General features: G+C 60.0%; 13 protein-coding genes and 11 pseudogenes. 10 read left to right on the top strand and 14 right to left on the bottom strand.

What is annotated here, in order from left to right:
* Positions 1-49: 49 nt before the first annotated feature.
* Positions 50-1,143 (top strand): annotated as a pseudogene (locus ACZYHG_RS35655) (IS1595 family transposase).
* Between the two features lie 633 nt (positions 1,144-1,776).
* Positions 1,777-1,992 (top strand): helix-turn-helix domain-containing protein, encoded by a 216-nt coding sequence (locus ACZYHG_RS35660; RefSeq protein ID WP_464615371.1) that lies wholly within the window; start codon positions 1,777-1,779, stop codon positions 1,990-1,992.
* A 983-nt stretch (positions 1,993-2,975) separates the two neighbouring features.
* On the opposite strand, the pseudogene ACZYHG_RS35665 reads toward ACZYHG_RS35660, so the two are convergent.
* Positions 2,976-3,395 (bottom strand): annotated as a pseudogene (locus ACZYHG_RS35665) (IS630 family transposase); the annotation flags it as partial.
* Between the two features lie 65 nt (positions 3,396-3,460).
* Here ACZYHG_RS35665 and ACZYHG_RS35670 point away from each other — a divergent pair.
* The gene (locus ACZYHG_RS35670) at positions 3,461-4,486 is read left to right on the top strand and encodes an IS110 family RNA-guided transposase (RefSeq protein ID WP_464611638.1); all 1,026 of its coding nucleotides are present in this window, start codon (positions 3,461-3,463) and stop codon (positions 4,484-4,486) included.
* A gap of 273 nt (positions 4,487-4,759) precedes the next feature.
* Here ACZYHG_RS35670 and ACZYHG_RS35675 read toward each other — a convergent pair.
* The 3 genes and pseudogenes from ACZYHG_RS35675 to ACZYHG_RS35685 form a co-directional block, all read right to left on the bottom strand.
* A pseudogene (locus tag ACZYHG_RS35675) lies at positions 4,760-4,968 on the bottom strand (IS630 family transposase); the annotation flags it as partial.
* A gap of 30 nt (positions 4,969-4,998) precedes the next feature.
* A pseudogene (locus ACZYHG_RS35680) lies at positions 4,999-5,304 on the bottom strand (helix-turn-helix domain-containing protein); the annotation flags it as partial.
* A gap of 84 nt (positions 5,305-5,388) precedes the next feature.
* Complete coding sequence (locus tag ACZYHG_RS35685) at positions 5,389-5,778, bottom strand: hypothetical protein (RefSeq protein WP_258580772.1); 390 nt, start codon at positions 5,776-5,778, stop codon at positions 5,389-5,391.
* 615 nt (positions 5,779-6,393) lie between these two features.
* Between ACZYHG_RS35685 and queC the strand changes: the two genes are divergently transcribed.
* The 4 genes from queC (at position 6,394) to ACZYHG_RS35705 (ending at position 9,926) form a co-directional block, all read left to right on the top strand.
* Positions 6,394-7,092 carry a 7-cyano-7-deazaguanine synthase QueC gene (gene queC, locus ACZYHG_RS35690; protein ID WP_258580773.1) on the top strand — a complete coding sequence of 233 codons (699 nt, stop codon included), beginning with the start codon at positions 6,394-6,396 and terminating at the stop codon, positions 7,090-7,092.
* Complete coding sequence (gene queD, locus ACZYHG_RS35695) at positions 7,092-7,448, top strand: 6-carboxytetrahydropterin synthase QueD (protein WP_258580774.1); 357 nt, start codon at positions 7,092-7,094, stop codon at positions 7,446-7,448. Before queC ends, queD begins: the two co-directional genes overlap by 1 nt.
* On the top strand, positions 7,445-8,179 hold the full coding sequence (queE, locus tag ACZYHG_RS35700) for a 7-carboxy-7-deazaguanine synthase QueE (protein ID WP_464615046.1): 735 nt from the start codon (positions 7,445-7,447) through the stop codon (positions 8,177-8,179). Before queD ends, queE begins: the two co-directional genes overlap by 4 nt.
* A 631-nt stretch (positions 8,180-8,810) precedes the next feature.
* Complete coding sequence (locus ACZYHG_RS35705) at positions 8,811-9,926, top strand: hypothetical protein (RefSeq protein ID WP_258580776.1); 1,116 nt, start codon at positions 8,811-8,813, stop codon at positions 9,924-9,926.
* A gap of 954 nt (positions 9,927-10,880) precedes the next feature.
* Here the strand turns inward: ACZYHG_RS35705 and ACZYHG_RS35710 are convergent.
* Together ACZYHG_RS35710 and ACZYHG_RS35715 are read right to left on the bottom strand one after the other, a co-directional pair.
* Positions 10,881-11,721: pseudogene (locus tag ACZYHG_RS35710) on the bottom strand (IS1595 family transposase).
* 1,321 nt (positions 11,722-13,042) lie between these two features.
* A complete protein-coding gene (locus tag ACZYHG_RS35715; protein WP_464615376.1) occupies positions 13,043-13,459 on the bottom strand; it encodes a hypothetical protein in 417 nt (138 codons plus the stop codon).
* 51 nt (positions 13,460-13,510) lie between these two features.
* Here ACZYHG_RS35715 and ACZYHG_RS35720 point away from each other — a divergent pair.
* Positions 13,511-13,810 (top strand): annotated as a pseudogene (locus ACZYHG_RS35720) (helix-turn-helix domain-containing protein); the annotation flags it as partial.
* Positions 13,811-13,840: 30 nt separating this feature from the next.
* Positions 13,841-14,049: pseudogene (locus ACZYHG_RS35725) on the top strand (IS630 family transposase); the annotation flags it as partial.
* Between the two features lie 273 nt (positions 14,050-14,322).
* Here ACZYHG_RS35725 and ACZYHG_RS35730 read toward each other — a convergent pair.
* The gene (locus tag ACZYHG_RS35730) at positions 14,323-15,348 is read right to left on the bottom strand and encodes an IS110 family RNA-guided transposase (RefSeq protein WP_464611638.1); all 1,026 of its coding nucleotides are present in this window, start codon (positions 15,346-15,348) and stop codon (positions 14,323-14,325) included.
* A 65-nt stretch (positions 15,349-15,413) separates the two neighbouring features.
* On the opposite strand from ACZYHG_RS35730, the pseudogene ACZYHG_RS35735 reads away from it, so the two are divergent.
* Positions 15,414-15,833, top strand: a pseudogene (locus ACZYHG_RS35735) (IS630 family transposase); the annotation flags it as partial.
* Positions 15,834-15,837: 4 nt separating this feature from the next.
* Here ACZYHG_RS35735 and ACZYHG_RS35740 read toward each other — a convergent pair.
* From ACZYHG_RS35740 to hemN, 7 genes and pseudogenes are all read right to left on the bottom strand, one after another.
* Positions 15,838-16,620, bottom strand: a pseudogene (locus tag ACZYHG_RS35740) (TlpA disulfide reductase family protein); the annotation flags it as partial.
* A 475-nt stretch (positions 16,621-17,095) separates the two neighbouring features.
* Positions 17,096-17,530 (bottom strand): hypothetical protein, encoded by a 435-nt coding sequence (locus ACZYHG_RS35745; RefSeq protein WP_464615047.1) that lies wholly within the window; start codon positions 17,528-17,530, stop codon positions 17,096-17,098.
* A gap of 55 nt (positions 17,531-17,585) precedes the next feature.
* Positions 17,586-17,909, bottom strand: a complete 324-nt coding sequence (locus ACZYHG_RS35750; RefSeq protein ID WP_464615048.1) for a hypothetical protein — start codon at positions 17,907-17,909, stop codon at positions 17,586-17,588.
* Positions 17,910-18,045: 136 nt separating this feature from the next.
* Positions 18,046-18,531 (bottom strand): annotated as a pseudogene (locus ACZYHG_RS35755) (3-oxoacyl-[acyl-carrier-protein] synthase III C-terminal domain-containing protein); the annotation flags it as partial.
* 148 nt (positions 18,532-18,679) lie between these two features.
* Positions 18,680-18,895 (bottom strand): annotated as a pseudogene (locus ACZYHG_RS35760) (coproporphyrinogen III oxidase); the annotation flags it as partial.
* Between the two features lie 293 nt (positions 18,896-19,188).
* Positions 19,189-20,304 (bottom strand): IS110 family RNA-guided transposase, encoded by a 1,116-nt coding sequence (locus tag ACZYHG_RS35765; protein ID WP_464615049.1) that lies wholly within the window; start codon positions 20,302-20,304, stop codon positions 19,189-19,191.
* 44 nt (positions 20,305-20,348) lie between these two features.
* Positions 20,349-21,560 carry an oxygen-independent coproporphyrinogen III oxidase gene (gene hemN / locus ACZYHG_RS35770; RefSeq protein ID WP_464615050.1) on the bottom strand — a complete coding sequence of 404 codons (1,212 nt, stop codon included), beginning with the start codon at positions 21,558-21,560 and terminating at the stop codon, positions 20,349-20,351.
* Positions 21,561-21,610 lie beyond the last annotated feature (50 nt).

Consider the following 21,610-nt stretch of genomic DNA (forward strand, 5'->3'; position numbering starts at 1 on the left):
GATGTATGGCTTTTCATGCGATTCTTCGGGCTGGTCTAAGGAGGTGAGAATGCCTGAAATGCTTGCAGCGCTTTCCAACATTCGGACTGTTGAAGAAATGATCGCGGCCTTCCGGGATGAGCAGCATTGCCGTCGGTTGCTGGAAAGCATGGTGTGGCCGGATGGCCGGATCTGCCCCGCCTGCGGATACAAACGCTCGATTGCGCTTGCCGGTCGCGATACCGGCAAGCGTCGCGCCCGACCGGGTCTTTATCAATGTTCCAGCGGCGATTGCCGGTTCCAGTTCACGGTGACGACACACACGCCTCTGCACTCCACGAAGCTTCCCTTGCGTGTTTGGCTGAAGGCCATGTGGCTGTTACTGCAATCCGACAAGGGCTTGTCGTCGGTGCGCCTGGCCGAGGCGCTCGGGGTGAGCCAGCCAACGGCCTGGCGGATGGGACATGCACTGCGTCTCATGGTGGCGCGGGAGAACATGCTCGCCGGCACGGTGGAGATCGACCATTTCCATCTCGGTGGAAGGCCCAGAAAGAATCCCGACGACCCGCCTCCGGGCCGCGGCCGGAAAGGCCAGGCGAATACGGACAAAACGCCAGTCATGGCAATGGTGCGGCGCCCGAGTGACGTCATGCCTGGCACTCTGGCCGGTGACGCGCGTGCCGCGGTCGTGACCAGTCTCTCGGCGCGAGCAAGCGAACGCGTCATTGAAGCGCAGATCGAATTGGGAGCTCATTTGATGAGCGACGAGTGGAAGGCATTCATGGCCATTGGTAGAGCTTTGCCAAGCATGAGACAGTGAAGCATTCCAGCGGTGAGTATGTCCGGGACGCCGTCCACGTCAATTCGGTCGAAGGTTTCAACTCCCGCGTCCGCCGTACCATCGCCGGCGTCTTTCATCATATCAGCCCGCAGCATGCCGACCTGTATTTCCACGAGATCGGCTTCCGATGGTCGCAGCGCGTCGTCACAGGAAACGTCATTCGCAAAACCCGGCATGGCCGGGAGAGCGTGCGAACCCTGTGGTCGCGCGTGCCGCCTGCGCTGCAATTGACGAATGTTTTTCGCACCGCCACAGGTCGTCAGATGCGCCGAAGCCCGGATGGCGGCATCATCATCAAATCAGCCGTCGCTGTCTTTGGTTGATAAAGGCCGCGTCACGCAAAGGGTGAATCACGAACGCACGCGCCTGCAAACCCCCACCGCCCGGTAATCTGCCCCGGTTACGACGTCAGCATAGAAGCCCGCGGCCCTTTCGGCTGTATCCTCGGCCGCCCCATCCTTTCAGTCTGCGAATAAGCATCGGCGGCTTAAAAAATTTGGTTAACAGCGCTAATCGATGTGTGGTTCAAACCTAGCGCGTTTTTCGCTGCATCGGCGGCGGACATTGGTCGAAGGTATCAGCGTCCGCTAGGCTGGGTGGACGGTGCTGGAGGCGGAGGCAGGGGGAGTTCGAGTTGCTGTTCAAGAATGCCATCGGCGAGGATGAGTCGCGTGGAATCGCAGGACGAATGCGGTACAGTTGATCGGGCCATCTCAGGGCAGGCAGGTTCTTGACTTGATCAGAAGCAGGTGAGTCGCCATATTCCGACCTGGCTGTCCATTTCAGGTGGCCCATTTTATGGATGACGCCGGTCCGGCCGAATCGACGTCCATTTTTTTTGATTTGCTGGGTGCGCGCCAGGTCCGGGAGGAAATCTCCCGATTTATCAGGCGCTCCTTATCTTCTTGGAGGTGTCTATGAAGGATTCGCGCAGTTCCGAGCCAGTCTTGACGGCTATGTCGCAGGGGACCCTCATCATCCGCGCTTATCGTGAGCACCTTGGATATTCGATCGAGGACCTCGCAGTGGCGTGCGGGCTTGCCGCTGAGGAAATCCAAAACATCGAGTCGGGTCTGAGGTTCAACAAGGGCTATCGGGATCGGATAGCGAGATCGCTGTCCATACCTGTGGGAATTCTTGAGGCAGAGTCTGACATATCGGACGCCGCGTGATGTCGGATAATCTGCAAATGAGTGGCGCAGTACCGCCAAGAGAATTCTCGTCCAACTGTCCGAGTCAGGAATTGCACAAGGGTTCGCCGAATATGAAGTTGGAACGCTTCTTCATACTGTCTTAGGCGATATCGCCGCCCGGAGTGCTGCGACATGTGCACGAGAGCATCGGCTCGTGACGAAGGTTTGCCAACGGCGAACTCATGCTGGTCGGCAACGCGATACTGGCTGGAGCATCAGGTTGGCCGACGCCAGAAGGCATTCGCGTCTCCCCGTTCTTCGTTTCCAGGACCCGGGCGCTCTTGACGTTCGACTATCAGTCGCAAATTACACATCACAAGGAGCGATGCCCGCTGTGCTCTTGTCAGAGCGGCGAGATCTCGGCCGTGTCGGCCGATCCTGCCCAACTTGGTGGGCCGCTCTTGCACCCAGACACTGCCGGGTTGACTATGGGTGTCGGAACCGCGAAAAGGGGCCGCTCTTCATGAGTGGCGTGCGCCGGCAGTCTAACCCCAAGCCCCCCGCCCAGGCTGCCGGTGCGCTTCTAAGGAACGTCGACATAGGACACAACGTTTCCTTGTCCGACTTACGCCTCGATCAGATCCCGAGCTGCCAGCCAGTGTTCGACCGTCGCTTCCGCCTCTGCCTGGCGCCCGAGGCGCTTCCTCCAGCGAGGAGAGCCGATCACCATGGGGTGCCGCCAGTTCTGGCGCTCACCCACGTGCCATTTGCGATCTCGTGTCGGTGAGAGCACCGGAAGCACCTCCCTGCTTGAAAAGGGCAGGGCAGCTTGCGTCGCCCCTGTTGTTACTATTCTTCGCTGTGGTCGGTGTCGTCCTTGGCTTCGGAATCGGGACATTCGACTTTGCAAATAGGCCGCCGGAGCCGTTTTCGAGCACGACAATCATGCCGGCAGTGCCGGCAACGATGCCGCATGCAAAAATCCACAGATGGTTCTAGCCAAATGCTAGAGCAGATTCGACTTACACCGGGTCATATCCGGCTGCCTCGAAGTAGTTTCGGCATTCGGCCGGTTTGAAGGCGTCGAGGCAGTCGGCGATGACGGACCAGAGTTGATCGATGGAGCGGGCAGCTGCTTTTCTGAGTAGGGCCTTGAGCTTCGAGAACGCCATCTCGATCGGATTGAAATCGGGCGAATAGGGCGGCAGCAACAGAAGCCGTGCGCCGGTCCTTTGGATGGCCTCGCGAACGCCGGTGATCTTGTGAGCCGGCAGGTTGTCCATGACGACGATGTCGCCGGGAGAAAGTTCAGGTGCGAGCACCTGTTCGGCATAGGCCAGGAAGGCGGCGCCGTTCATCGGCCCGTCGAGCAGCATCGGTGCGGTCAGGCCGTTCAGCCGCAGTCCAGCGGTGAAGGTCGTGGTCTTCCAATGATGGGATGGACGCCCCCCTGACGGCATCGATGTGCCAGAGTGGTGGCGTTGAGAACCACCGAAGGGAGACGTCCATGACACAAGTTAGCACCATTGGCCTGGATCTGGCCAAGAACATCTTCCAAGCCCATGGCGCAGATGCCGCCGGCACCGTTGTGTTCCGCAGGAAGCTGCGGCGCGAACAGGTGCTGGCCTTCTTCGCTGCGCAGCCGCCATGCCTTGTGGCGATGGAGGCATGCCCAGGCGCTCATTATTGGGGTCGTGAGATCGGCACGCTCGGCCATACCGTCAGGCTGATCGCACCGGCTTACGTGAAGCCTTTCGTCAAGCGTCAGAAGAACGATGCCGCCGATGCCGAAGCGATCTGCGAGGCCGCGCAACGGCCGACGATGCGCTTCGTGGCGGTGAAGAGCCAGGAGAAGCAGGCCTCGGCTGTGATCTTCCGAACCCGCGACGTGCTCGTCGGCCAGCGCACTCAGCTCATCAACGCGATCCGCGGGCATATGTCCGAGTTCGGCCTGATTGCGCCGCAAGGCCCCTCGCATGTCGAGCGGCTCATCACGCAGGTTGAGGATCCTACCTCGGGCGTGCCGGAGGCCGCTCGCTGTTGCCTTGCCATGCTTGTCGAAGCGCTACGCCGCTTGCAGGATCAGGTTAGGTCGCTGGACGCGGAGATTGCGAAGCGGGCCAAAGCTGACGAAACGGCCCATCGGCTAATGAGCGTGCCTAGCATTGGGCCGCTGATCGCAACCGCGCTTGAGGCGATGGCTCCACCAGCAGAGACGTTCCGCTCTGGGCGCGATTTCGCAGCCTGGATCGGGCTGACGCCGATCCAGCGTTCGACCGGCGGCAAGGAGCGCCTCGGACGAACGTCGCGGATGGGAGAGCGAACGCTGCGACGCCTGCTCATCATCGCATCCAGCGCGGTAGTGCGCTGGGCCAAGCGCAAAGGCGTGCCATCCGGCTCGTGGCTCCATCGAATGCTGGCGCGCAAGCCGCCAATGCTGGTGATCGTGGCACTGGCCAACAAGACCGCGCGCATCGCATGGGCATTGATGACGAAAGGTGGAACCTACCGAGCTCCGACCGCCGCCGCATGAGTGCAGTGCAGTGAGCGAACGCGAGGCTGCCAGGAGGACGTGAGAAGGTCGAAGGACAGGTATGGCGCAACGTCGGCGAGGCGGGATCAGGAGAACCAGACGCATGGGGAGCGCTTCGAGCGCGTTCCAGTGATGTGGACCTGATCCTCGAACTCCCATACGGGCCCGCGGCCATGACGAAGCCGCAAAGAGAGGCCGAACACATGGCAGCACCCGATCACGCGCAGCAGCCTGAACCGAAGATTCTTCTTGCATCCGGCGGGGCGTCCACACATGACCATGAGGAACCGGCGCACGGCAGCGTTCGCCACGTTTGGCCCGCCCGCGCAGCCGCGCCATCTTGGTGGAGGCGGCAGTCTCATCAATGAAGATCAGCTTCTCGGGGTCGAGATCGAGCTGGCCGTCGAACCAGGCGCGACGGCGCGCCTTGACGTCGGGGCGCTGTTGTTCGCTGGCATGCGCCGTCTTTTTTTAAACGTGACGCAGCGCCTGTCGAGAAACATCCAGATCGTCGAAGGAACCACGCGCACGCCATGCCCGGCCGCCAGCCTCTCGGCAATCTCCGCCAGAGTGATGTCGGGCGTCTCCTCGATCAGGCCGAGGATGAAGGCTTCGTGAGGATCAAGCTTCGAGCACGACGGTTGGCCCTGCTTGCGGGCCGCCATCTCGCCTGTCTCGCGATAGCGGCGATACCAGTTCCCCGCCGTAGCAATCCCGATCCGGAACCGGCGTGCTGCCTCTCGCGTCGAAACACCCTCCGATATCGCCAAAATCACCCGACCGCGAAGGTCCGCACTCAAGCTGCGTGTCATCGTCATCTCCCTGCGAATCACAGGGAAAATGAAACAGACTTCCGCCACCGCGTGAATCCCAAATCTGACTCGGCGTTCACGGAAAATGCTCTAGCTGCCCAGCATATGTCCGGCATTTCGCAAGGCGCCTAGGAAGAGACTGGCATGGCCGTTGGCATCGATCTTGGCCTGCATCGACAAAGGCATGCTGTTCCAGTTTTCCAATGGCGCAATGAAATGTGAGAAAGTACCATTGACGATGCAATGGTGGGTAACAAGGCCCTGTCTGTCCAACGCCAGCACACCGGTGTGGTCGCCCTGATATCGGATGGCTGCGACCCGCTGGACCTCCGCGTCACCGTCGACGCGCACGTCGAAAAGCAGGATACCGCGGCTCCTGGTGGCTATCTCCGCGGCCTTTTCCGCGAAGCTTAAGGAGAGAGAGCGGACGCTTTCGACCGCCATCTGGAAAACCATCAAATCCAGTTCATCCACTGCCATAAGGTAACTGCACGTAACACAGGGGTCATTGCAATCGACGCACACGGCTTGTTCACAGATGTCGGCTCACGACCGATCATTTAGTTTGGGTTTGCCGGTCGGCCACTGACCGAGGGCGTGCTCCGGTTCGAACCGATCCTGAAGCGGAATGCGCGGGATCTACGGAACCCGAAGAGCCGGCCAGCCAAGTTGCCGCGACAATTGATGTCGATCATTCCAGACATCTGCATTTCGGCGCGGCTGCGAAAAAATGCCACCTGGTAAATCCGTTCTTTGCGGCAAGCCCATCCTCGGGCCGTCTTGTACATGAAACCCTCGCGCGGCGTCCCTCGAAGCTCGGCACCGCCGGGCGCTTGATCAGGTCACGTCGAGAACCCTGTTTCCGAAGAGTCGTACCTCCTTCAGAGCATATTCTGGTACGCCTTCGAACATCCACTGAAGCGTCCGTTTCCGTGTTCCCTGCAGGCTCACCGCCTTGAGCGCGCCTTGCACACAGCGGCACGTCCGAGCATGAAACTTGTCCCCCGTTCACTTCACAAAATGGATTTCCTGAAGTACTGGGAGCGCAGAGAAATCTCCGGTCGCAGCCTACCCGGTTAAAACAAGGACCCAACGATGAAAACTCTAGTCGTCTGCTCCGGCGGATTGGACTCCGTTACTCTTGCTCACAAGGTGGCAGCGGAGTACGAGCTCGCCGGCCTCCTATCTTTCGATTACGGCCAACGGCACCAGAAGGAATTGGGATTCGCCGCCCTTTGCGCTGAACGACTGAACGTACCGCATCGCAGCATCGACATCCGCCAAATCGGCCGCGGCCTTTCCGGCTCCGCGCTGACCGACGGTGTGGATGTGCCGGATGGGCACTACGCCGAAGACACGATGAAGGTCACGGTGGTGCCGAACCGGAACGCCATCATGTTGGCCACCGCCTTCGGTCTCGCCGCCGCGCACAAGGTCGAAGCGGTGGCGACTGCCGTGCACGGTGGGGATCATTTCATTTATCCCGACTGCCGTCCGGCCTTCATCGACGCTTTCCAGATGATGCAAGACCGCGCGCTCGACGGCTACGCGAAGGTTCGCCTTTATGCGCCCTATGTGAATCTCACGAAGGCAGACATCGTTAGGGATGGAGCAACATACGGCACGCCATTTGCGCAGACCTGGTCCTGCTACAAGGGCGCCGAGCGTCACTGCGGGAGGTGCGGGACCTGCGTCGAGCGGCGCGAGGCGTTTCATCTCTCTGGGCACCTGGACCCCACCGACTACGAGGACTCCGACTTCTGGCTCGATGCGCTGCGAAGGAGGATCGCATAATGTTTCGCATCACCAAGGAATTCCACTTCTCGGCCTCGCATCAGCTCACCTCGTTGCCGCCCGATCACCAATGCGCGCGCCTGCACGGGCATAACTACATCGTCGAAGTGGAGCTTTCAGCGAATGGACTGAACGACAACGGTTTCGTGCGCGACTATCACGATTTGGCGCCATTCAAACGCTATATCGACGAGAGCTTCGATCATCGACATCTCAACGACGTGCTCGGACATGAGCGAGTCACCGCGGAATCCCTGGCCAGACATTTTTATCTATGGTGCAAGGCACTCCTGCCCGAAACCTCGGCCGTGCGGGTGAGCGAAACGCCGAAAACCTGGGCGGAATACCGGCCATGACCGATCCGCATCCCGCAATCCGCGTGAGCGAGATTTTCGGGCCGACGATCCAAGGCGAGGGCGTGCTCATCGGTTTGCCGACGGTCTTCATCAGAACCGGCGGGTGTGACTATCGCTGTTCCTGGTGCGACAGTCTCCATGCGGTGGACAATCAATACCGCCATGAATGGGAGATGATGCCAATCGACGCGGTATGGCAAACCGTCGTTACGCTTTCCGGCGGCCGGCCAGTAATGGTGTCGCTATCAGGCGGAAATCCGGCCATTCAGCCGTTTCGTGCGCTCATCGAGCGAGGCCATGGTGAAGGTTACCGTTTTGCGCTCGAGACCCAAGGTTCGGTGGTCAGGGACTGGTTTGCCGACCTCGACGTGCTGGTCCTCAGCCCTAAGCCGCCTTCAAGCGAAATGAGGACCGATTGGGCCACTCTCGAGGCGTGCGTCGATGCGGCGCAGGAGAAGCCGCAGATCGTGCTCAAGCTCGTTGTTTTCGACGAGAGCGACTACGCCTACGCGAAAGGCGCCGCGGAGCGATTTCCGCGCCTTCCGGTTTACCTGCAACCCGGCAATCACACGCCGCCCCGTCCTGGCAACGAAGACGCGTCTGTCGATCTGGACGGAATAATGAAACGCATGGAGTGGCTGGTTGAAAAGGTAACCGCCGACAGGTGGTTCGAAGCCCGCGTGCTGCCGCAGCTGCACGTTCTGCTGTGGGGCAACAAGAGGGCCGTCTAGCCTGCGTCTTTCGCACTGGAACTGCGTCTGCGGATCTTCGGTTAGCAGGGTCGGCCCCCATTGACGGCGTTGTCGGGTACTTGCGGACTTATGGTACCGGCACCAAGAGCGTGGCCAGCCGCGTTTGATCCGACTTTGATGGGGCATCCTTGTGGTCCGAATTCAGGGAGCGCGATGGGCCAGATTGTGCATGGGAGCATCACGACGACAGAGGTGATCCATCGAGCAATACATCATGGTCAAGACGGCCTGAGGACGCGGGCCAACGCTACGGCACAAATCACAAGACCGTTGGCAACCTGGCGCGAGAACTCCATGTCCATCACCGCATGCAGGTCCACGACCGACAACCCCTGCGCCCACTCAAAGGTTGGCGCGACGCTACCATTAAACAGTATCTCGTATCGCGATCCCGGCGCCTCCTGCAGTTGGCACAGTTCTTGCGGCGTCCTGCGCGAATGGGCGAGATTTAGCCGATCGACCGAAGCACCGGTTCCCGACCCCAGGGAAAGCTCCGCAAATCAACTGTTTTGTCCTCGTTGATTATCGAACTCAGGGATCTGCAGATCCATTTTTCAGGGGAGGGCGGTGCCGCGCGTCTTTGGTCGATAAGATGGATTGGGAGAGGACCATGAGTGTTCAAAGCAAGCGATTGACCCGATTTGGCATTGCGCTGGAAAACAGGCATAACCTTCGCATTGAGGAGGTTATGCGCCTCGGCGTACTTCGCGATGGGGTCCAGCTTCTCACGACAGAAATCCGGTTACCGATCTTGGGGCAAGTGATCCCCCGCATCGAGATTGAATTGTCCAACGGAGTATTCCGAAAGAAAATCACCGCGAGAGTGAACTCCGATTCGCCCTTCATGTTCGACGGCGAGGCGTTGATCGCGACAATCAATGGTGTGACCGAGCACGTACCCTGCCGTCAATTTATTGATCCAGACAGAGCGCCGACCGGTATGTACAATTTCGGCATAACACGCAAAAATGGCGCTCGCAGCTTCGTTTTTGATCATCATGTTTATTGCTGCTATTCTTGTGATTATTGCTTTAAGGAGAACGAATGGGAGGTAATGGCCATACGCGGCGGGGGTAGCACAGACTACCAATCCAACTTCCAAGAGTGCCTCTCCTATATTGAGCGTAACGGTCATAACTTCAACAGTCTGTATGACATTGTCTGGCTCTGCACAGGGAGCATCAAGGACGAAGCACAAGAACTCGAACGGCACGCGGCACTCGCACGACGACTGCGTGACGCAGGCTACGCACACGACATTTATTTATCCCAGGTGGTTCCTCCGAGCGTCAGGAACGACCGAGTACGACGGATAGAATATCTTACTCAACTTCGGGAAGCAGGCGTCACACGGTTTAATACTGGTGTCGAGATAGTCGGCGCCGAGGTGCGACGAAAATACATCCGCGGCTTTAAAGGCACGTATGTCTTCAGCGACTATTTGCCTATTTTCGCTGATGCGGTCGACGTTTTCGGTCCCTTCCGTGCCGGCAGTTGCCTCCTGACCGGAATAGAACCATCCGACAGTACGATCGCTGGACTAAAAGCTCTTGCCGAGCTTTCCGTCGTGCCCGCGCCAACTGTGTTCACTCCGTTCGTGACAAAGCAACTGGCTATCTCCTTCTGTTTCGATCTGGACGAACTGCTTGACGCTCACGCTCGTTTCCACGCCCTGATCGAGCGTCATAAGCTGCCGGTATTTTCGGGCGTGTTCAGCCTTGCCTGACCGATTTCCCATCCGACCCGGAACTTATGACCTTCGTGAGCTGACCCACTCCAATCAGCCAAGGGCGAGGAAAGATGAAACACATAATGCCAGCCTGTTCAGGCTTGAGCGCGGCACTGGGGCAGCGTGGTTAGACGCAACCGCTTTCGAACGATCCGCCGCGAACTCCATCCACGATATTGGGCGCCCGCTTGGCTGACGCGGTCAAGCAATTGACCTTCGAGATCGCGGTCCAACGTGGCACCGCGCTTGGACTCAAGTCAGCCGACGGTCGCTTGAGGGATCGACCCGTTGTTTCTTTTCGAAATCCGCAGAGCTGGCGTCGACGGCTCGCATCCGGCGCAGCTGATCCGAGCGGTGCGGCGGCAGCCCAGCGTTCGCGCGCCAGGAGCGCAACTATTGTCGCAACGCGGCCGGTCGACTTCCGTCATTTGTGGCGCGCCGGACTATATGGGGTCGCAGCGGCAATCGTTTGGCCGCTGCCAGACTGCGGTGTAACGCTCAGAGTGACCTCCAATCCCCGACACTCAGCCCTTCTCTCGATAAGGTCACGCGCCAGCGGCGTGTGCTGAAATCCGCACAAGCACGGAGTGAGGTCCGGCGCGTTTCTCGCGCCGCCGCTATTTCGCCTTCTTTCCTATCGTGATATCATTTCCTTGCGCGGGCGACACTGCTGGCGACCCCAAGCGGATCCCGCTTGTGAGCCCGGCTGCTCAAGGCAGGCCGCACTGTGCCACAATGCCTACCGCCGCGACGAGATTGACGCCGAGAGCGTGCGCCATCTGACGCTGGCGACCAAGGACCGGCAGAAGGATGCGGTTTCTCCGCTTTTTTCACAGGAAAGGCGCACCAAGAACGGGGGACACCTCAATACAAGCGTCCGCAGCGTTCAACATACGTTCGCTTGGATTAAATCCTGGCAGCATTTGCCCCAGGATCATAGCGTGGCCTTTATCAACCAAAGACAGCTACGGCTGATTTGATGATGATGCCGCCATCCGGGCTTCGGCGCATCTGACGACCCGTGGCGGTGCGAAAAACATTCGTCAATTGCAGCGCAGGCGGCACGCGCGACCACAGGGTTCGCACGCTCTCCCGGCCATGCCGGGTTTTGCGAATGACGTTTCCTGTGACGACGCGCTGCGACCATCGGAAGCCGACCTCGTGGAAATACAGGTCGGCATGCTGCGGGCTGATATGATGAAAGACGTCGGCGATGGTACGGCGGACGCGGGAGTTGAAACCTTCGACCGAATTGACGTGGACGGCGTCCCGGACATACTCACCGCTGGAATGCTTCACGGTCTCGTGCTTGGCAAAGCTCTTACCAATGGCCATGAATGCCTTCCACTCGTCGCTCATCAAATGAGCTCCCAATTCGATCTGCGCTTCAATGACGCGTTCGCTTGCTCGCGCCGAGAGGCCGGTCACGACCGCGGCCCGCGCGTCACCAGACCGACGACAAGCCCTTGTCGGATTGCAGCAACAGCCACATAGCCTTCAGCCAAACACGCAAGGGAAGCTTCGTGGAGTGCAGAGGCGTGTGTGTCGTCACCGTGAACTGGTACCGGCAATCGCCGCTGGAACATTGATAAAGACCCGGTCGGGCGCGCCGCTTGCCGGTATCGCGGCCGGCAAGCGCAATCGAACGTTTGTATCCGCAGGCGGGGCAGATCCGGCCATCGGGCCACACCATGCTTTCCAGCAACCGACGGCAATGCTGCTCATCCCGGAAGGCCGCGATCATTTCTTCAACAGTCCGAATGTTAGAAAGCGCTGCAAGTATTTCAGGCATTCTCATCTCCTTCAGATCAGCCCGAAGAATTGCATGAAAGGCCATAGGTCACAAGGATATTGCGGTCTTTGGTTGATAAAGGCCCATAGCGTTGAGGAACAGCGAACCCCCAGACGCGGATGTGTGCCCTATCGCCAAGCTCAAATTTGAAGGGCGACCACCATAGCGGAATGCAATATTCTGCGCATTCGAAGCGTCAGATAAACCTCGTTTCTTTTTACCTCCCCGCTCATATTTATTTGTTCTTTCCTGCCGGATCACCAACTTCGGTATTTTGAAAGTGGTGGCGGCCGGTGCAATGCGCGTTCTCTGGCCATGCGTGCTGCCTCTCGCGCCGGGCCAAATCTGTTACGTGGCCGGCAACGCGGTAGTCGGCGGACCACGCCGTTCTATCGGTAGCGTGGCAGTCCCGCATTCAGCGCGCTTTCCTCAACCTGGCCGAACGCGATCGCACATCTCGGGATCTATTCAGCCGGCCTTGGTCTTCCCGTCCCGCCATCGGCGTCTTTCGCCGAAAGCCTCGCCAAAGGGATAGGCACGAAGCGCGCCGGACGCGTGCTTCAGATCGCGGCCGGCGCGACGATGATCGTCGTAGGCTTTCGCCCCTGGGTGATCGTACAAGTCCCCATTGTCAGAAGGATCGGTTGACGTGGACGCCGTCGGCGCCAAGCTCGCGCCGCCTGTCGACAGCGTGGCCCTTGGCGTGTTGATAAAGCCACAGCGGTCGCAAGAAATCCCGTTCGGATTGACGAAAATGACGTTGCCGCCATCCCATACACCTCCATCATGCCATTCAAGGTCGAGGCTCTGGTCGAGGTCACCTCATTGGGATGACGGCGGCCGGAATTGCCTGGACCAAGCTGCCAAGCTGTGAGCCCGACACCTCATCTATGAAGTTGTTGAGGATGGCGCCGGTGTTCGGGCATTGAAGTCCTGTATCGATTGTGCGACAGGCCTTCCCCGTTGGACCGCCGGCGAAGGCATGCGTGGGCGCGGCACCACATCGCCGCCAGCCAAGCCATCCCTTGTGCGTTGATGGCCATGCCGCCAAGATCGCATTCGCTACCGGCATGAAGCCTCAGTGTGGTGGAGGTGTCGAGAGGCACCTGCTCCAGACTGGCGATCGGTTCGAAGCGGACAAACACGTAGCTCAGCTCATAGCCTGCCTAGCCGAAGGCGCGTATCGTAGCAGGCCGCCGTCCCTCTGACATAGGTCCAAAAGATCGGGCCAGGCGATTTCGCAAGCCGGGCGCGGGTTTGCACCGGTCGCATCAAAAAGCTGTCCGCCCGGCCAATTCTGTCCCTCACATAAACCTGACGGTCAGCCGCAAACGGTATACCACCTGTCGAATCGGCCATTGTTTGGAGCCGCACATAGAGCGCCGTAACAAACCTTCTCACCCTTGAAGTTGGCCAGGAACTGCAGCAAATGCGAGATTTCGCGCTGTTTATCTCCGTCCCCGATAAGCTCCGGACTGCCCAGCGAATTCAGTGCCAGCTCGATCAGCTCGATCGCCCGATCTTTGTTGCCGCTCTCGTGATAGTACAGAGCTGCCACCGGATAAGGCAGGAGCTTACATTGGTCGCTTTCTGGGGGATTCAGTGCCAGAATGTGTTCGGACAGCTGTTTTCCCATCGCCAAGCGTTCAGCAGACGGAAAGTGCGAATAGTCAAAGTTCGGAAAGAAGAGTTCGTCTAGAGCATTTTCCGTGAACGCCGAGTCAGATTTGGGATTCACGCGGTGGCGGAAGTCTGTTTCATTTTCCCTGTGATTCGCAGGGAGATGACGATGACACGCAGCTTGAGTGCGGACCTTCGCGGTCGGGTGATTTTGGCGATATCGGAGGGTGTTTCGACGCGAGAGGCAGCACGCCGGTTCCGGATCGGGATTGCTACGGCGGGGAACTGGTATCGCCGCTATCGCGAGACAGGCGAGATGGCGGCCCGCAAGCAGGGCCAACCGTCGTGCTCGAAGCTTGATCCTCACGAAGCCTTCATCCTCGGCCTGATCGAGGAGACGCCCGACATCACTCTGGCGGAGATTGCCGAGAGGCTGGCGGCCGGGCATGGCGTGGGCGTGGTTCCTTCGACGATCTGGATGTTTCTCGACAGGCGCTGCGTCACGTTTAAAAAAAGACGGCGCATGCCAGCGAACAACAGCGCCCCGACGTCAAGGCGCGCCGTCGCGCCTGGTTCGACGGCCAGCTCGATCTCGACCCCGAGAAGCTGATCTTCATTGATGAGACTGCCGCCTCCACCAAGATGGCGCGGCTGCGCGGGCGGGCCAAACGTGGCGAACGCTGCCGTGCGCCGGTTCCTCATGGTCATGTGTGGACGCCCCGCCGGATGCAAGAAGAATCTTCGGTTCAGGCTGCTGCGCGTGATCGGGTGCTGCCATGTGTTCGGCCTCTCTTTGCGGCTTCGTCATGGCCGCGGGCCCGTATGGGAGTTCGAGGATCAGGTCCACATCACTGGAACGCGCTCGAAGCGCTCCCCATGCGTCTGGTTCTCCTGATCCCGCCTCGCCGACGTTGCGCCATACCTGTCCTTCGACCTTCTCACGTCCTCCTGGCAGCCTCGCGTTCGCTCACTGCACTGCACTCATGCGGCGGCGGTCGGAGCTCGGTAGGTTCCACCTTTCGTCATCAATGCCCATGCGATGCGCGCGGTCTTGTTGGCCAGTGCCACGATCACCAGCATTGGCGGCTTGCGCGCCAGCATTCGATGGAGCCACGAGCCGGATGGCACGCCTTTGCGCTTGGCCCAGCGCACTACCGCGCTGGATGCGATGATGAGCAGGCGTCGCAGCGTTCGCTCTCCCATCCGCGACGTTCGTCCGAGGCGCTCCTTGCCGCCGGTCGAACGCTGGATCGGCGTCAGCCCGATCCAGGCTGCGAAATCGCGCCCAGAGCGGAACGTCTCTGCTGGTGGAGCCATCGCCTCAAGCGCGGTTGCGATCAGCGGCCCAATGCTAGGCACGCTCATTAGCCGATGGGCCGTTTCGTCAGCTTTGGCCCGCTTCGCAATCTCCGCGTCCAGCGACCTAACCTGATCCTGCAAGCGGCGTAGCGCTTCGACAAGCATGGCAAGGCAACAGCGAGCGGCCTCCGGCACGCCCGAGGTAGGATCCTCAACCTGCGTGATGAGCCGCTCGACATGCGAGGGGCCTTGCGGCGCAATCAGGCCGAACTCGGACATATGCCCGCGGATCGCGTTGATGAGCTGAGTGCGCTGGCCGACGAGCACGTCGCGGGTTCGGAAGATCACAGCCGAGGCCTGCTTCTCCTGGCTCTTCACCGCCACGAAGCGCATCGTCGGCCGTTGCGCGGCCTCGCAGATCGCTTCGGCATCGGCGGCATCGTTCTTCTGACGCTTGACGAAAGGCTTCACGTAAGCCGGTGCGATCAGCCTGACGGTATGGCCGAGCGTGCCGATCTCACGACCCCAATAATGAGCGCCTGGGCATGCCTCCATCGCCACAAGGCATGGCGGCTGCGCAGCGAAGAAGGCCAGCACCTGTTCGCGCCGCAGCTTCCTGCGGAACACAACGGTGCCGGCGGCATCTGCGCCATGGGCTTGGAAGATGTTCTTGGCCAGATCCAGGCCAATGGTGCTAACTTGTGTCATGGACGTCTCCCTTCGGTGGTTCTCAACGCCACCACTCTGGCACATCGATGCCGTCAGGGGGGCGTCCATCCCATCATTGGAAGACCACGACCTTCACCGCTGGACTGCGGCTGAACGGCCTGACCGCACCGATGCTGCTCGACGGGCCGATGAACGGCGCCGCCTTCCTGGCCTATGCCGAACAGGTGCTCGCACCTGAACTTTCTCCCGGCGACATCGTCGTCATGGACAACCTGCCGGCTCACAAGATCACCGGCGTTCGCGAGGCCATCCAAAGGACCGGCGCACGGCTTCTGTTGCTGCCGCCCTATTCGCCCGATTTCAATCCGATCGAGATGGCGTTCTCGAAGCTCAAGGCCCTACTCAGAAAAGCAGCTGCCCGCTCCATCGATCAACTCTGGTCCGTCATCGCCGACTGCCTCGACGCCTTCAAACCGGCCGAATGCCGAAACTACTTCGAGGCAGCCGGATATGACCCGGTGTAAGTCGAATCTGCTCTAGCGCCGCAATCATCCAATTCTCGGAGTTTCTGTTAATCGCGTCGCGAACGAATTGGCGCATGACGGGCAAGCCAGCCTGCATGTCGCGCATTTTGTGAAGCAACAGATTCACATGAGACCGGCGGAAACCGAGCTTGTCCGGCAACAAGGCGATGCCCTCTTCGATCGCCGAGAGCGCCGTCTTCCACTCCTGTTTCTCCACCGCCGCCCAATATCTATCATTGATCGGCTTCTTCAGCGCTTGTTCGCGCGCTATGTTTTCGCCTTCCGCGATCCGGTCCGTATCGGCCGATTTTGCTTGATCGCTGGCGCGCCAGCTGCCGTTAAGCACCTTCGGCAAGACCTCATCGAGTTCCATCGGATGACCGATAAAGGCGATGTGGCCGTCTCGGTCGACCACGAACATGGTCGGAATCGCGACAGAAAAGCTGGGCTCCATCCAAAGCTTGTCCATTTCGCCCGTGGAGTCGAACGCGATCCGATAGTTCAGATTCGAGAACTTTTCAGTCCACCAAGCGTCCAACTTGCTTCGGGCCTCATCGGCCGTTGGAGCGTCTTCAGAAGCCGCGATTCCGACGATCTCAACTCCGCTCTCCCTGTATTTCTCCTGCAGCTGCATCAGATGGGGCATCCCGTCCACACATGGTCCGCACCACGTTGCCCAAAATTCGACGATGTACACTTTGCCGGGCTGAAAGCTCGTGAGGGGCTCGCCACGCAGCCAGTTCTCGACTTTAATCGAAGGAGCCGGGAACTCGATCTGTAATGCCACCAATGTTGCTCTCCAAAGCTTGCTTTCTGCGCGAGCTTGTTCCCGCTCAGAGAGACGGCACACGGGTTCAGGGGAGAAAGCATTGCTCGTCTTGCCCCATTGCGTGCAGTCACCATCAAGAGTGCAAAAGCCGTGCCAGCGCGCTCAGCGCACAGTAAGCGCCTGATTGCTTGGAAAAACCTCCACGTGCCCAGATGGCCGGTCGTGATGAACCTGACATTTTTGCTTGCGGACGACGCGGCTGAGGTGGTCGTCGACTGGAGAAGCTACATCGACCCGACCGGGGCGGATATGCGCCTCCATGCGGCCAGCCCGAGGACTATACCTGCGCGCCAGCGGCGCGGCGCGTGGCGCGGTGTCTACATGACCCCGGGAACCGTTCGGTGGGCCGCGCCGCCGTGAGACGCATGCGGAACTTGCCCGGTAATCGGCCGCATTCCGGCATCTCTGACTCGATCCCGGCAACACGGCGAAGTTAACACGGCCGGCTCACTGGCTGCATGTCCAATTCGCCATGATGGGACAAGCTGGAAAGCGCCGTCACCGCTGTTGTCGATCGGTCCGCGCGTTGGCGGGGCAGGCGCGGTTTTGTCCCGAGGATGAACCCAACCCCGTGTTCCCTACTGTGCCATTTTTCGTTTTCGGACCAATGCGTCGGCGGCGAACCGGGATCAAGGTACCGACCGATGGAACGCAGGTAGGCAACGCTCTTTCGTATCAAAGAATCGCGGTCTTCAAACGCCTCGCCTATGCACTCCAGCTCATCGTACGCCGCCAGCGTTTCTTCGACGTCGCCAAGCACATAGCGAGTATCGCCGACAGGACAGATATCGCAGCCAGCCTTGATCAGCGTCACAACGAAGGCGGGGATATCGCTCGCCTTCATCAGTCGCTTGTTACCTGTCATCATAAGCCTGCCCTCAATTGACGGCGAAGAGGCTGGAGCTGAGCCTTAAGTTGGCACATCAGCTTGAGCGTGCGTCTGTCGATCCGCCAAGTTGATCTGCGTGGGGTACCCCCAGCAGCTTTGACTCCGGCAGGTGTTCACCGGGAGCTTGGCCGATGACGACAATCTCATCTGCCCCGAACCTGTCGGTGCTAAGCCCTTTCGTTTGGACTGCTTTGCCGTGCTCGATCTTTTGCCAGTGACCGTTTCGCGGCCGTGCAATGTTGTAGACATCGCAAGCCCGCGCGATATGCTGATCGCGAACTCCGAGTTCACGGGCGATATGTGTCATCGGCTTGGCCCAGACCAAATCATAGAGCTGAGCCCGGCTTAGGCTGACCATTGACGCCTCCCATATCTTATGTCTCGAGCCACCCGACCCTGGGGTTCTCTAAGCTTAGCGATTCTCGCTGTCTACGCTCGAATGCCTGCGCCCTTCCCATCATACAAGGTCAACTCTACGCAGCCGGTTGCCGCCGCTAGATTCCAACGACGAGTGCACCGCCGCTCAGACCCGCGCCTGCTGCCGCCAGAAGAATTTTCTCGCCCTGCCGAAACGGCTCCGTCTGGTGGGCCAGCGACAGCGAGAGAGGGATCGTCGCGGCGGAAGAGTTGCCGTATTCGGCGATCGTCTTGACGATCGCGTGATCGGCAATGCCGAGGTTCCTCCCGACGGCATCGAAAATTCGGGCGTTAGCCTGGTGCGGAACGAACCGATCGATATCCCGCGACCGCATCCCGGCCGCGGCGAGCGCGTCCTGCGAGCAGGCAGTCATCATCTCCACGGCCTTGGCGAACACTTCGCGGCCGTCGGCGATCGTCATGCGGGTTTGGTAGAGGTCAAGATTGCCGTGGAATGGTGTGTTGCTTCCTCCGGCGGGAATCTGGATCAGCCCATAGCGCGAGCCGTCGGAATCCACCGAAGCGCCGAGAATACCCCGATCCGGCTCCTCGCACGGGCCGAGGGGTGGACGGCGCCGGAAGGCACGACCGGACGCCTATGGCCCAAGACCTTCGTATCTGGTCCGCAATGCGACGGTAGCCGATGAATGGTCAAAACGTAGCGCATCGGTTCACGATCGACTGAAAACCGTGACCGGTCCTCTGCGGTGCTCAGACTGCCACCGAGTGCCTGGCCGTTCCACTTTCAAAATATTTGTCGAACTTCGCCGCAACGCTCCTCACGAAGGGACGGCTTTCCGCCAGCACGACGAAACTTTCGCCTTGCAGTTCAAGCAGTCGAGCAGGATCCTGAAGAGCGATTGAGCTTGCCTGAAAAAGGAGCTTTTGGCCGGCTTCCCCGAAGCTCTCCACTCTCATGATTGCTGACAATGGCCTTTGACATAAGCTGCGGCCCGCCGATCCGATCGGCGGTCGAGGCACTTGTACGGCGGATATGAGGTGCAAGAGGCGGGACTTGAACGTCGGTCAACAATCTCTCATCCGCGGGTCGGGCCGCATGACCTGGTTTCGTTTGGGGCTGCCTCTGTCTAGGTGGCGAGCGTCGAGGCTCATAGTGGAGACGAGGGCTCCCCGGCATTGTCCCGCCTCCAGCGCCGCATACCGCGCCGAGGCTGATCCTGTGTTGTGGTCTCCTCTGCTGGCTGTCTGTCAAATAGTGGTCACGCCGCCTTTGGCGCGGACTGAACCGTGCAGGCGATCGACCAGATGAAGCCCACCATCTCGCGTGCGATGGCGACATTGACGACGTTCGCATTCTTGCCGCGCGCGCTCAGCCGACGATATCGGGTGCACAGTCGAACTTGCGCTTTCCACCCGATATCGCGAACGACTTTCGGCAGCGCCTCGATCCGGTCGACCTTATGCCGGCCGATGCGCGCTCTCATCCGGTAAGCCCAGGCGCCTTCGACCAGCGCGCGCCGGGCATGAGTGTTGCCGGTCTTGGTGATGCCGCCGCGCCAGACGGTCTCACCACTCGATTGTTCTCCGGGGACCAGGCCGAAATAGGCCATGAGCTGGCGTGGGTTTGAGAAGCGTGTGAAGTCACCGACCTCCGCGACCAGCACCACGGCATTAATCAGCGCGATGCCGCGCATCGCCTGCAAGGCGTCAACGACCGGGCGCTGGTTCCATTCCGGGAGCAGGCTGAGTATCTGTTCCTCGACCTGCTGCAGGCGCCGTTCCGCATCCATGACGGCATCGACGTAGTCCTGAAATGCGATCTGCTGAGCGGGATGGTCGAAGGCCAATGTCGAAAGCCATCGCCGGTAAGCCTTTCGCCAGGCCGTCCCACGCTCATGCTTGCGCCCGTGACGCAGCAGAAATCCTTGAAGATGTTGGCGCGCTCGCGTCACCACCTGTCGCACGACGCTGCGCAGCCGGATCAGGTCGCGCATGGCTTCATGATCGGCGTCGGGCACCCAAACGGGGGTCAGCTCTCCGGCCCGATTGAGGCGAGCGAGCATGGTGGCGTCGCGACGGTTCGTCTTCACCCGATCGCCAGGCTTCCGCGGAATCAGCGACGGCGCCACCACGTCGCACCGATGGCCGAGGCGCGTGAGTTGGCGATGAACGCCATAGCCGCACGGGCCGGCCTCATAGCAAAACGCCAGCGGCTTGCCGGACCGCCCGAGACGGTCGCACAGCTTGCTGATGGTATCAGCATCATTGGCAATCTCGCCGAGATAGTCCACCGCGCCGGAGCGTCCGCTCTCCGCCACCGCGACCGAGATCCGTTCCTTGTGAATATCCAAACCGACAAATCTGATATGGTCCATATGGCCCGTCTCCTATGCATGAGGCTCTGCGCCGGCCAGCCGGCTTAACCCTCGTACCGTTGCATATCGGATGACGGGCCGCCCTCAGGCCCAGCAATCATAGGGACTAGGTCGATCGCCGAGAAGGCGAAATCGCACATCAGCCGCTCGATGATCCAGCCACGGACGCGATCGTCGTCGGAAAAGGCGATGCCGCGGACGGCGGCCAGCCCGCCATTGGCGACCATACGTCCGTACTCAGCGGTCGAAGGATTGTTCTGCAGGTAGCCCTGGCGAAACCGGCTGATGGACGAGGGACCGACACCGATCAGCGTCTCGCAGCGATCCTCTGTGTAGCCTTGGAAGTTGCGATGCAGGGCCCCTGTGCAGGCCGCCACCGCCAGCGCATCGCCCGGCTTGGCGAAATGGTCGAGGCCTATTGCTTCATATCCCTTGTCCAAAATCGCCCGCGCGGCGAGTTGCGATTGCGCGAACCGCTCCGTGGGACCGGGGAGCCATGCCTCGTCGATCATCGTCTGATGTTTCTTGAACCAGGGCACGTGAGCGTAGCCGAACAGCGCCATCCTGTCCGGTTCCAGGGTGAGCGCCTGCGCGACGGTAGAACACAGGCTCTCCCTGGTTTGATGCGGCAGGCCGTAGAGCAGATCCAGATTGACGGACTCGACGCCACGGGAACGAACTCCGTCGACGACTGCCTTGGTCTGCAAAAAGCTTTGTTCGCGGTTGATCGCCTTTTGCACTTTCGGATCGAAATCCTGCACGCCGAGGCTCGCCCGCGTCATGCCAATTTCGGCAAGTGCATTAAGGCGTGCCTCGTCCATATCGTTCGGATCGATCTCGATGCTGATTTTCGTATTCGGAACAAAATCGAAGCTGTCCCGCATGAACGCGCCTAGAGCCACCATATCCTCAGGCTTCAGCATTGTCGGCGAGCCGCCGCCGAAGTGGATTGCGCGGACGAAGACCTTCCCGCTGATAAGGGCGGCAACCGTCGCGATCTCCGCGCGTAGCGAGCGCAGATAAGCGGTCACCGGCTCATAGTGGCGCGTCTGCTTGGTATGGCACGCACAGAACCAGCAGAGCCTGTCACAATAGGGAATATGCAGGTAAAGCGATATCTCGTCACCGCCTTCGAGGGCCTCCAACCAGCCTTTCTGGACCGCCGCATCGACGTCCGGATGGAAATGCGGCGCGGTCGGGTAACTGGTGTAGCGGGGGACGTTCTCGCCAAGTCTGGCAGTTAATTCCGGTCGCATGTCTTGGTCCACCGTGTTTGAGTTGCCGGAACTCTGGACGCGTCGAACAG

It is taken from the genome of Mesorhizobium subarcticum (genome assembly GCF_055456085.1).

Excerpts from the sequence above, each read along its gene's own strand:
- ACZYHG_RS35685 (WP_258580772.1), bottom strand. The coding sequence starts at position 5,778 with ATGGCAGTGGATGAACTGGATTTGATGGTTTTCCAGATGGCGGTCGAA.
- hemN (WP_464615050.1), bottom strand. The coding sequence starts at position 21,560 with ATGCGACCGGAATTAACTGCCAGACTTGGCGAGAACGTCCCCCGCTAC.
- ACZYHG_RS35745 (WP_464615047.1), bottom strand. The coding sequence starts at position 17,530 with ATGATGACAGGTAACAAGCGACTGATGAAGGCGAGCGATATCCCCGCC.
- ACZYHG_RS35670 (WP_464611638.1), top strand. The coding sequence starts at position 3,461 with ATGACACAAGTTAGCACCATTGGCCTGGATCTGGCCAAGAACATCTTC.
- ACZYHG_RS35750 (WP_464615048.1), bottom strand. The coding sequence starts at position 17,909 with ATGGTCAGCCTAAGCCGGGCTCAGCTCTATGATTTGGTCTGGGCCAAG.
- queD (WP_258580774.1), top strand. The coding sequence starts at position 7,092 with ATGTTTCGCATCACCAAGGAATTCCACTTCTCGGCCTCGCATCAGCTC.
- queC (WP_258580773.1), top strand. The coding sequence starts at position 6,394 with ATGAAAACTCTAGTCGTCTGCTCCGGCGGATTGGACTCCGTTACTCTT.
- ACZYHG_RS35765 (WP_464615049.1), bottom strand. The coding sequence starts at position 20,304 with ATGGACCATATCAGATTTGTCGGTTTGGATATTCACAAGGAACGGATC.
- ACZYHG_RS35730 (WP_464611638.1), bottom strand. The coding sequence starts at position 15,348 with ATGACACAAGTTAGCACCATTGGCCTGGATCTGGCCAAGAACATCTTC.
- ACZYHG_RS35660 (WP_464615371.1), top strand. The coding sequence starts at position 1,777 with ATGTCGCAGGGGACCCTCATCATCCGCGCTTATCGTGAGCACCTTGGA.
- queE (WP_464615046.1), top strand. The coding sequence starts at position 7,445 with ATGACCGATCCGCATCCCGCAATCCGCGTGAGCGAGATTTTCGGGCCG.
- ACZYHG_RS35705 (WP_258580776.1), top strand. The coding sequence starts at position 8,811 with ATGAGTGTTCAAAGCAAGCGATTGACCCGATTTGGCATTGCGCTGGAA.